We start from the raw sequence: 10961 nt of genomic DNA on the forward strand, positions 1-10961 counted from the left end.
TGGTCATCTCAGGAGATTCCAAACTCTTTGCTGATGAAGTCGAAGATCTCGTCGTCGCTGGCCGAGTCGAGGTCTGGCCGGTCCGGTTCGACGGCGGGCCCGGCCGCCAGGTCGGACGCCTTGGCGAGCAGGTCCTGCATCCGGGCGGTGAACCGGGCGCGGGCCGCCGGGTCGAGCGGGATGGCGGTGAGCAGGCTCTCCACCGTGTCGATGCCCTGGAAGAGCGGCTGGGTGGAGGGCGCCGCGTCGGCGGCGATCTCGCTCGTCAGCTTCTCGGCGAGCGCCGTCGGCGTCGGGTAGTCGAACACGAGCGTCGCCGGCAGCCGCAGGCCGGACAGGTTGTTGAGCCGGTTGCGCAGGTCGACGGCGGTGAGCGAGTCGAAGCCCAGGTCGGTGAAGAGCCGGTTCGGGTCGACCGCGTCCGAGCCGGCGTGGCCGAGGACGGCGGCGATGTTCGCGCGCACCACGTCGAGCACCACCTTGAGCCGCTCCGGGGCGGCCAGTCCGGCGAGTCGCCGGCCGAGCTGCACCCCGCCGGAGCGGGCACCGTTGGCGTCCATGGAGCGTCGCAGCGGCACCCGGACCAGGGCCCGCAGCATGGGCGCGAGGGTGCCGGTCTCCGCCTGCCCGCGCAGCGTCCCGACGTCCAGGCGCATCGGCAGGACGGCTGTCGCGTCGAGCCGCCACGCGGCGTCGAAGAGATTCAGCGCCTGCTCGGTGGACAGGCCGGTGGCGCCCTGCTCGGCCATCCGCCGCACGTCGTCGTCGCCGAGGTGGCCCGTCATGCCGCTGGCCTGCGCCCACAGGCCCCAGGCGAGTGAGATGCCGGCGAGCCCGCGTGCCCGGCGGTGCGCCGCGAGGGCGTCGAGGAAGGCGTTCGACGCCGCGTAGTTGGACTGGGCGGCGCTGCCCAGCGTGGCCGCCGCCGAGGAGAACAGGACGAAGGCCGCGAGGTTCGCGTCGGCCGTGAGGCGGTGCAGGTGCCAGGCGGCGTCGATCTTCGGCACGGCGACCGCGTCCACCCGTTCGGGGGTCATCGACTCCAGCACGCCGTCGTCGAGGACGCCGGCGGCGTGCACCACGGCGGTGAGCGGGTGCGCCGCCGGCACCCCGGCCAGCAGTGCCGACAGGGCCTCGGGGTCGGCGGCGTCGCAGGCCGCGACGGTCACCTCCGTACCGGTGCCGACGAGTTCGCTGACCAGGTCGCCGATCCCCTCGGCCGCCGCGCCGCGCCGCCCGGCCAGCAGCAGGTGCCGTACGCCGTGGCTGGTGGCGAGGTGGCGGGCCAGGATGCGGCCCAGCACGCCCGTGCCGCCGGTGATCAGCACGGTGCCGGCCGGGTCGATCCCGCCGGGCAGCGGCTCGACACCGGCCGGAACCCGGCCGAGCCGTGGGGTGCGGACCTGCCCGTCGCGCACGGCGAGCTGCGGCTCGCCGGAGGCGATGGCGGCGGCCAGCGCGGCGGCGCTGTCCGGGGCGTCGTCGAGGTCGACGACCTGGCACCGGCCCGGGTGTTCGAGCTGGGCGGCGCGCAGCAGGCCCCAGACCGGGGCCTGGCGCAGGTTCACCGGCTTCTGCTCCCCCGCCGCGACCGCGTTCCGGGTGACGAGCACCAGCCGCGAGTCGGCGAACCGGTCGTCGGCGAGCCAGGTCCGCAACGCGGCGAGCGTACGGTGCGTGGCGGCGCGCGCCTGCGCGGCGAGCTCCGGGTCCGACGGGTTCCCGGCGTCGCCGACGGGGACGATCACCAGCTCGGGCGTCGGCTCACCCCCGGCGAGCAGGTCGCCCAGCGAGTCGAGCCCGACGTCGGTACGCACCCGGGCACCGGCCGCCTCGCAGGCCGCGCTGAGCACCAGGTCGTCGCCGAGCGCCACCCAGCGGATGGCGGCCGGCACGGGGCCGGTGGGCACCGGCAGCACGGGCCAGTCCACCTGGAACAGCGACTCGTGCCGGCCGGAGCGGGCCGCGCCGAGGGAGTCCCCGGAGACACGGCGCATGATGAGCGAGTCGACGTGCAGCACCGGGGCGCCGGTGGCGTCGGCCACCTGGAAGGAGACGCCGACCTCGCCGGCCGCGGCGACGCGCACGCGCAGGGCGGTGGCCCCGGCGGCGAGCAGGGAGACCCCGGTCCAGGCGAACGGCAGACGGGGCACGCCGGCGTCGGCGCCGTCGCCCATCCGGCCGAGGAAGCCGCCGATCGACATGGCCTGCAGCGCGCCGTCCAGCAGCGCCGGGTGCACGCCGAAGCGGCCGGCGTCGGCGTGGTGGCCGGCGGGCAGCTCGACCTCGGCGAAGACCTCGTCGTCACGGGTCCACGCGGCACGCAGGCCCCGGAACGCCGGCCCGTACCCGAAGACGGTCGCCTCGATGCCGGAGTAGAAGTCGTCGGACTCGACGCGCGTCGCGCCGGGCGGCGGCCACACCCCCAGGTCGAAGGCGGGCGCGGCGTCGGCCGGCTGCGGGCCGAGCAGGCCGGTGGCGTGGCAGGTCCAGGCGACGTCGGCGAGGATCTCGTCGGAGCCGTCCCGGTAGGGTCGGGAGTAGAGCTGGACGGTGCGCCGCCCGTCGTCGTCGCGGTCGCCGACCGTCAGCTGCACCTGGAGCGCGCCGAGTTCGGGCAGGACGAGCGGGGCGAGCAGGGTCAGCTCCTCCACCGTCGGGCAGCCGGCCTGCGCACCGGCGTACGTGGCGAGTTCCACGAAGGCGGTGCCGGGCAGCAGGATGTTGTCCATCACCCGGTGCTCGCCGAGCCACGGGTGGGTACGCACCGACAGCCGCCCGGTGAAGACCATCCGCTCGCTGTCGGGGAAGGTCAGCGTGGCGCTGAGCAGCGGGTGCCCGGCGTCCTGGAGACCGGCGGAGCTGACGTCCTGGGCCCGGTGCGCCGGCGGCTCGACCCAGTACCGCTGGTGGTCGAAGGCGTAGGTGGGCAGTGCCACCACGCCGGTCTCGGCGAGGACGGCCGTCAGGTCGACGGGCAGACCGATCGTGTGGGCGGTCGCGAGGTTCGTCAGCAACCGCGTCGGATCGTCGTCACCACGACGCAGGCTGCCCAGCGTGTGCCCACTCACACCGGCGTCGTCCAGGATCGCCGTCACCGGCATCGTCAACACCGGATGCGGGCTGATCTCCACGAACGTCGTGTGACCCGCCTCGACCGCCACCCGCACAGCGGCGTCGAACCGCACCGTCTGCCGCAGGTTGTCGTACCAGTAACCGGCGTCCATCGACGCCGGATCGACCCAGTCACCGGTCAACGTCGACACCATCCGGACACGGCCGGGCCGCGGAGTCACGTCGGCCAGATCGGCGCGCAACAGCTCCGCCACCTCCTGCACCGCCGCCGAGTGCGACGCATAGTCCACCGGGATCAACCGCGCCCGCACCCCCTCGGCCTGGCAGGCCGCCACCAGGTCGGCGACCGGCTGCGGCGGACCCGACACCACCACGGTCGACGGACCGTTCACCGCCGCGACGCCCACCCCGGGGAAGCCCGGCAGCCGCTCCGTCACCGCGTCCGCGCGGAGGTCGACCGACGCCATCGTCCCGGTACCCCGCAGCACCGTCAGCGCCCGGGAGCGCAACGCCACCGCCTTCGCCGCGTCCGCCAGCGACAGGATCCCCGCCACACACGCCGCGCCGATCTCACCCTGCGAGTGACCGACCACCGCCGCCGGGGTGACCCCGGCGTGCTGCCACACCGCCGCCAGCGCCATACCCACAGCCCACAGCACCGGCTGCACGACCTCCACCCGCGCCAGCCACGACTCGTCGTCACCGGTGAGCACCGACACCAGGTCCACATCCAGGTACGGAGCGAGGGCCCGCTGGCACTCCGCCAGCCGCGCGTCGAAGACCGGCGTACGACCCACCAGGCCCGCCGCCATCCGCGCCGACTGCGCGCCCTGACCCGGGAACACGAACACCGGGCCCGCACCGTGCGACGACGACGTCGCCGCGACCACGTTGCCAGCCGGCGACCCCGACGCCAGAGCGTCCAGCCCCGCCAGCAACTCCTCCACGCTCGACCCGACCACAGCCGCCCGCTGGTCGAACACCGACCTGGTGGCGGCGAGGGACCAGCCCACCGCCGCCGCATCCACCTCGCCGTGCGCGCGGACGTGCCGGGCCAGCCGGGCCGCCTGGCCGGTCAGGGCTTCCCTCGACCGCCCCGACAGGGGCCATGCCACGACGCCGGAATCCACGAGGCCGGGCCGCGGGTCCACGGGTGCGGCGTCGGCCGGCTCGTCACCCTGCTCGATGATCACGTGGGCGTTCGTGCCGGAGATGCCGAACGACGACACCGCCGCGCGGCGCGGCCGGTCCACCACCGGCCACGGACGCGACTCCGTGGCCAGCTCGACGGCGCCGGAGGTCCAGTCGATGTGCGGGGACGGCGCGTCCACGTGCAGCGTCGCCGGGACGAGGCCGTGCCGGATGGCCTGCACCATCTTGATCACACCGGCCACCCCGGCGGCGGCCTGGGCGTGGCCGATGTTCGACTTGATCGAGCCGAGCAGCAGCGGCCGGTCGGCGGGCCGCTCCCGCCCGTACGTGGCCAGCAGGGCCTGCGCCTCGATCGGGTCACCGAGCGTCGTGCCGGTGCCGTGCGCCTCGACCACGTCCACGTCGGCCGTGGAGAGCCGCGCCGACGCCAGCGCCTGCCGGATCACCCGCTGCTGCGACGGGCCGTTCGGGGCGGTCAGCCCGTTGGAGGCGCCGTCCTGGTTGATCGCCGAGCCGCGCACCACCGCATACACGGTGCGGCCCTGCCGGCGGGCGTCGGAGAGCCGCTGCACGAGCAGCATGCCCACGCCCTCGGACCAGCCCGTGCCGTCGGCGGACGCGGCGAACGACTTGCACCGGCCGTCGGCGGCCAGGCCGCGCTGCCGGGAGAACTCGACGAAGGCGGTCGGGGTGGCCATCACCATCACGCCACCGGCGAGGGCCATGTCGCACTCGCCGCGCCGCAGCGCCTGACCGGCCCAGTGCAGGGCCACCAGCGACGAGGAGCAGGCCGTGTCCAGCGACACCGCCGGCCCCTCCAGCCCGAACGTGTACGCCACCCGGCCGGAGATGACGCTGCTGGTCATCCCGGTCAGCATGTAGCCCTCGGCGGCCTCCGGCGAGTACGCGAGCAGCGAGCCGTAGTCCTGGCCGCTGGTGCCGACGAAGACGCCGGTGCTGCTGCCCCGTACGTCGGCGGGGTCGATGCCTGCGGACTCGAAGGACTCCCAGGTGGTCTCCAGCAGCAGCCGCTGCTGCGGGTCCATGGCCAGGGCCTCGCGGGGTGAGATGCCGAAGAAGCCGGGGTCGAACCGGTCGACGCCGCTGAGGAAGCCGCCGCCGCGGGCGTAGAAGGTGCCGGGGGCGTCGGGGTCGGGGCTGTAGAGGCTGTCGAGGTCCCAGCCACGGTCGGTCGGCAGGTCGCTGATCGCGTCGACGCCGTCGATTACCAGCCGCCACAGGTCGTCGGGCGACCACACGCCGCCGGGCAGCCGGCAGGCCATGCCGATGATCGCGAGGGGCTCGTCGTCGCCGACCGGCACGGTGGTCGTCGCGGGGCGCACGGGGACCGGGGTGCCGGCGATCTCCGTACCCAGGAAGCCCGCCAGGTCGTGCGGGGTCGGGTAGTCGAAGACGAGGGTGGCCGGCAGCCGCATCCCGAAGGCGTTGTTGAGCCGGTTGCGCATCTCGACGGCGGTCAGCGAGTCGAAGCCCAACTCGCTGAACGCCCGGCGCGGCTCGATGGCCGCCGGGTCGGGGTAGCCGAGCACGGCGGCGGCCTGCCCACGGACGATCTCGACCAGCGCGGCGGCCCGCTCGGCGTCGCCCAGCCCGGCGAGCTGCTGCATGAGCGACGCGCCGGTGGTGGCCGCGGCGGCGCGCGTGGGCGTGCGGATCAGCGCCCGGTACAGCGGCGGGATGCTCCCGCCGGCGAACTGCACCTTCATCGCGGCGAGGTCCAGCCGGGCCGGGACGAGCGCGGCGTCGGTGGTGCGGCAGGCCGCGTCGAAGAGCGCGAGCCCCTCCTCGGCCTCCATGGCGGCGACGCCGGAGCGGGAGATCCGGTTGAGGTGGACGTCGTCCAGCTCGGTGGTCATGCCGCTGCGGTCGGCCCAGAGGCCCCAGGCGAGGGTGAGCGCGGCGAGGCCGCGCGCCTTGCGGTGCTGGGCCAGCCCGTCGAGGAACGCGTTGGCGGCGGCGTAGTTGCCCTGGCCCGGGCCGCCTGCGGTGGCGGCCAGCGAGGAGTACGAGACGAACGCCTTCAGGCCGAGGTCGGCGGTCAGCTCGTGCAGGTGCCACGCGGCGTCGACCTTGGGCCGCAGCACGCCGTCCATCCGCTCGGGGGTGAGCGAGGAGATGACGCCGTCGTCGCGGACGCCGGCGGCGTGGATGACGGCGGTGAGGGGGTGCTCCGCCGGGATGCCGGCCAGCAGCTCGGCCACGGCGGCGCGGTCGGCGACGTCGCAGGCGGCGACGGTGACGCTCACGCCGAGCGCCTCCAGCTCGGCGCAGAGCTCCGCGACGCCCCCGGCGGCGCGGCCGCGCCGGCTGGTGAGGATGAGGTGCCGGACGCCGTAGGTGCTGACCAGGTGCCGGCTCATCAGCTGGCCGAGGGTGCCGGTGGCGCCGGTGATCAGGACGGTGCCGTCGGAGTCGAACGGGGCGGCCGGCGGCGCGGCCAGGGCGGGAACCCGGGTGAGCCGGGCGCCGGCGGCGACGCCCGCGCGGATCACGACCTGCGGTTCGTCGGTCGCGGCGGCCGGGACGAGCGCGGCGGCACAGCCGGCCACGTCGTCGACGTCGACAAGCACGAACCGGTCGGGATTCTCCGACTGGGCGGAGCGGAGCAGGCCGATCACGGCGGCGCCGGCCAGGTCGGTCAGGTCGGTGTCCTGGTCGGTGGCGACCGCGCCCGAGGTCAGCACCACCAGGCGGGACACCGCGTAGCGCTCCTCGGCGAGGAACTGCTGGAGCACGGCAAGCACCCGGTGGGTCGCCTCGGCGACGGCGCGCGGCACGTCCGCCGACGCGGGCGGGTCGAGCAACGGCAGGACCAGCACGCCGGGCGCGTCCGTCCCGTCGTCCATCGCCGTGGCCAGGGCCGTCAGGTCGGGGTACGCCGCCACGGTCGTGCCGGTGGCCGCGACCGCGTCGGTGAGCGCGGCGGCGTCACCGATGACCGCCCAGTCGACTGTGGACGGGCCGGCGGGCAGCGCGAGCGGCGCCCATTCGACCCGGAAGAGCGACTCGGTGCCGCCGCCGGAGGCGGTGCGGAGCTGGTCGGCGGAGACCGGCCGCAGGACCAGGGAGCCGACGGAGATGACGGGCGCGCCGGTGGCGTCGGTGAGCAGCAGCGAGATGCTGTCGGGGCCGGTGTGCGAGACCCGGACGCGGGCCGCCGCGGCCCCGGCGCCGTGCAGGGCGACGTCGTTCCAGGAGAACGGCAGCCGGCCGTACCCCGGGGGCATGCCCGCCCCTGAAGGCTCTCCGGCCGGCGTGGTCAGGCCGAGGGTGTGCAGCGCCGCGTCGAGCAGGGCCGGGTGCAGGCCGTACCCGCCGGCCTCGGCGGCGGGCGCCTCGGGCAGCACCAGCTCGGCGAAGAGGTCGTCTCCGCGCCGCCACGCGGAGCGCAGGGCGATGAAGGACGGGCCGTAGTCGTAGCCCTGGGCGGCGAGGTTCAGGTAGAGGTCGTCGGTGCCGATCTCGGTGGCGCCCGGCGGAGGCCAGGTGGTCAGGTCGGACCAGCCGGCGGGGCCGCTCGGGGCGGCGGGGCCGCTGGCCAGCACGCCGCTGGCGTTGCGGGTCCAGGTCCGCTCGCCCGTGCCCTCGGCCGGCTCGCCGTCCTGGGCGGAGTGCAGCGACACGGACCGGCAGCCGGTCTCGTCGGCCGGGCCGATCCAGAGCTGGATGTCCACGCCCCCGGTCTCCGGCAGGATCAGCGGCGACTCCAGGGTGAGTTCGCGGACGTGGTCCGCGCCGACGTGCGCGCCGGCCTGGAGGGCGAGTTCGACGAAGCCCGTGCCGGGCAGCAGCACGGTGTCGAAGACGACATGGTCACAGATCCACGGGTGGGTACGCCGGGCCAGCCGGCCGGTGAACAGGAATCCCTCCGCGTGCGCGACGCCGACGGCGGCCCCGAGCAGGGGGTGTTGCGCGGGGCGCAGGCCGACGGCGGTGACGTCGCCGGTCCACCCGGCGCTTGCCTCGGGCCAGTAGCGCTGGTGCTGGAAGGCGTACGTGGGCAGGTCCACCCGCCGCGCACCGGTGTCGGCGAACCACTGCCGCCAGTCGACTGCAACCCCGTGCACGTGCAGCTCGGCCAACCCGCCCAGCAGCCCGTGCACCTCGGGCCGGTCCGCGCGCTGCGCGGCGACCGCCACCACGGCGTCGTCGGCGGGCAGGATGTCGCCGACCATCGCGGTCAGCACACTGCGCGGCCCGACCTCCAGGAACGTGTCCACCCCCGCCGCCCGCAGCGCGGCGACCCCGTCGGCGAAACGCACCGCCTGCCGAACGTGCCGCACCCAGTAGTCGGGCGTGCGGATCTCGCCTGCGTCGGCCAGCGCACCGGTCACGTTCGACACGACCGGCAGCACCGGCGCGGCGAACTCCAGCCCGTCGAGCACCGCCCGGAAATCGGCGAGCATCGGCTCCATCAACGGACTGTGGAACGCGTGGCTGACGGTGAGCCGACGCGCGCGGACGCCCCGCTCACGCCACACCCGCTCCACCTCGTCGAGGGCCTCGACGGCACCGGAGACCACAACGGCCTGCGGACCGTTGACCGCCGCGATCCCCACACCGGCCAACCCGTCCAGCGTGGCCGCCACCTCGGCCTCCGCCGCCGCGACGGCCAGCATCCCACCACCGGCCGGCAACGCCTGCATCAACCGGCCCCGCGCCGCCACCAACACACACGCATCCGCCAGCGACAACACCCCCGCCACATGCGCGGCCGTGACCTCGCCGATCGAATGACCGCCGACCAGGTCGGGGGCGACGCCGAACGACTCCACCAGGCGGAACAACGCCACCTCGACCGCGAACAGACCGGCCTGCGTGAACACCGTCCGGTCCAGCAACTCCGCCTCGGCCGTACCCGGCTCGGCGAAGAGCACCTCCTTGAGCGGGCGCGGCAGCAGCGCGTCGAGCTGTGCGCACACCTCGTCCAGCGCGGCGGCGAACACCGGGAACTCGGCGTACAACTCCCGGCCCATCCCGGCACGCTGCGCACCCTGACCCGAGAACAGCACCGCGAGCGAACCCCGGCCGACCGCCTGCCCGACGAACAACGCGCCGGACGGCCGTCCGGCGCCCAAGGCACGCAGCCCGGCCAGCAACTCCTCGCGGCCGGTAGCGCAGACCACGGCCCGCTGCTCCAGCGCGGAGCGCGAGGTCACCGACGAGAAGGCCACGTCCAGGGGCCGCAGGGTCTCGTCGGCGGCGATCCGGGCCGCCCAGCGGCCCGCCTGCGCGGCGAGGCCGGCCGCGTCCCGGGCCGACACCGGCACCGGCACGACCGGCCGCTCGACCAGCAACGCGGCGGCGGCCGACGGGGACTGCTGGGGCGCCGGAGCCTGCTCCAGGATGGTGTGGGCGTTCGTGCCGGACACCCCGAAGGAGGAGACGGCCGAGCGGCGCGGCCGGCTCACCGCCGGCCACGGCGTCGCCTCGGTCACCAGCGACACCTCGCCGGCCGACCAGTCGACCTCGGGCGTCGGCTCGTCCACGTGCAGGGTGGGCGGGACGACGCCGTGCCGCATCGCCATGACCATCTTGATCACACCGGCGACACCGGCGGCGGCCTGGGCGTGACCGATGTTCGACTTGACCGACCCGAGCAGCAGCGGCGCCGAGTCCCCCCGGTCCTGCCCGTACGTGGCGAGCAGCGCCTGCGCCTCGATCGGGTCGCCGAGCCGGGTGCCGGTGCCGTGCGCCTCCACCACGTCCACGCCGCCGGTGGCGAGGCCGGCGTTGGCCAGCGCCTGCTGGATCACCCGCTGCTGTGACGGCCCGTTCGGGGCGCTCAGACCGTTGGAGGCGCCGTCCTGGTTGACGGCGCTGCCCCGCACCACGGCGAGGATGGGGTGGCCGTTGCGCTGCGCGTCCGACAGCCGCTCCAGCACCAAGACGCCGACGCCCTCGGACCAGCCGGTCCCGTCGGCGGCGGCGGCGAACGCCTTGCAGCGGCCGTCGGCGGCGAGGCCGCGCTGCCGGGAGAACTCGACGAAGGCGGCCGGGGTGCACATGGCGGTGACCCCGGCGACGATCGCCAGGGTGCACTCCCGCTGCCGCAGCGCCTGCCCCGCCAGGTGCAGGGCGACCAGCGAGGACGAGCAAGCGGTGTCGATGGTGACCGCCGGGCCCTCCAGCCCGAAGGTGTAGGCGATCCGGCCGGAGACCACGCTGCCGGCGTTGCCGGTCATCAGGTGCCCTTCCAGGCCCTGCGCGGCACCCATCAGCACGGTGCCGTAGTCCTGGCCGGTGCTGCCGGCGAAGACGCCCGTGCGGCTGCCGCGCAGCGAGTGCGGGTCGATGCCGGCCCGCTCCAGGGCCTCCCACGATGTCTCCAGCAGCCAGCGCTGCTGCGGGTCCATCGCCAGCGCCTCGCGGGGGGAGATCGCGAAGAAGCCCGGGTCGAAGTCGGCCAGGTCGTCGACGAAGCCGCCCTGCCGCGTGTACGACGTGCCGCTCTGTTCGGGGTCGCTGTCGTAGAGCGACCCGAGGTCCCAGCCGCGGTCCTCGGGGAAGTCGGTGACCACGTCCCGGCCGGACGCGACCACCTCCCACAGATCCTCGGGAGAGCGCACCCCGCCGGGGAAGCGGCAGCTCATGGAGACGATGGCGACCGGTTCCTGTTCACCGGCCTCCACCTCGCGCAGGCGCTGGCGCACCTGGTGCAGGTCAGCGGTGACCCGCTTGAGGTAGTCGAGAAGCTTCGCCTCGTCAGCCAT

The 10961-nt window shown here is 75.1% G+C and carries 1 protein-coding gene; it reads right to left on the bottom strand.

Annotated features, from left to right (window positions below):
- Positions 1-8: 8 nt before the first annotated feature.
- Positions 9-10961, bottom strand: a complete 10953-nt coding sequence (locus KSK32_RS31565; RefSeq protein WP_216935492.1) for a type I polyketide synthase — start codon at positions 10959-10961, stop codon at positions 9-11.

It is taken from the genome of Micromonospora sp. WMMB482, assembly GCF_019038635.1.
GTDB classification, from domain to species: Bacteria; Actinomycetota; Actinomycetes; order Mycobacteriales; family Micromonosporaceae; genus Micromonospora; species Micromonospora marina.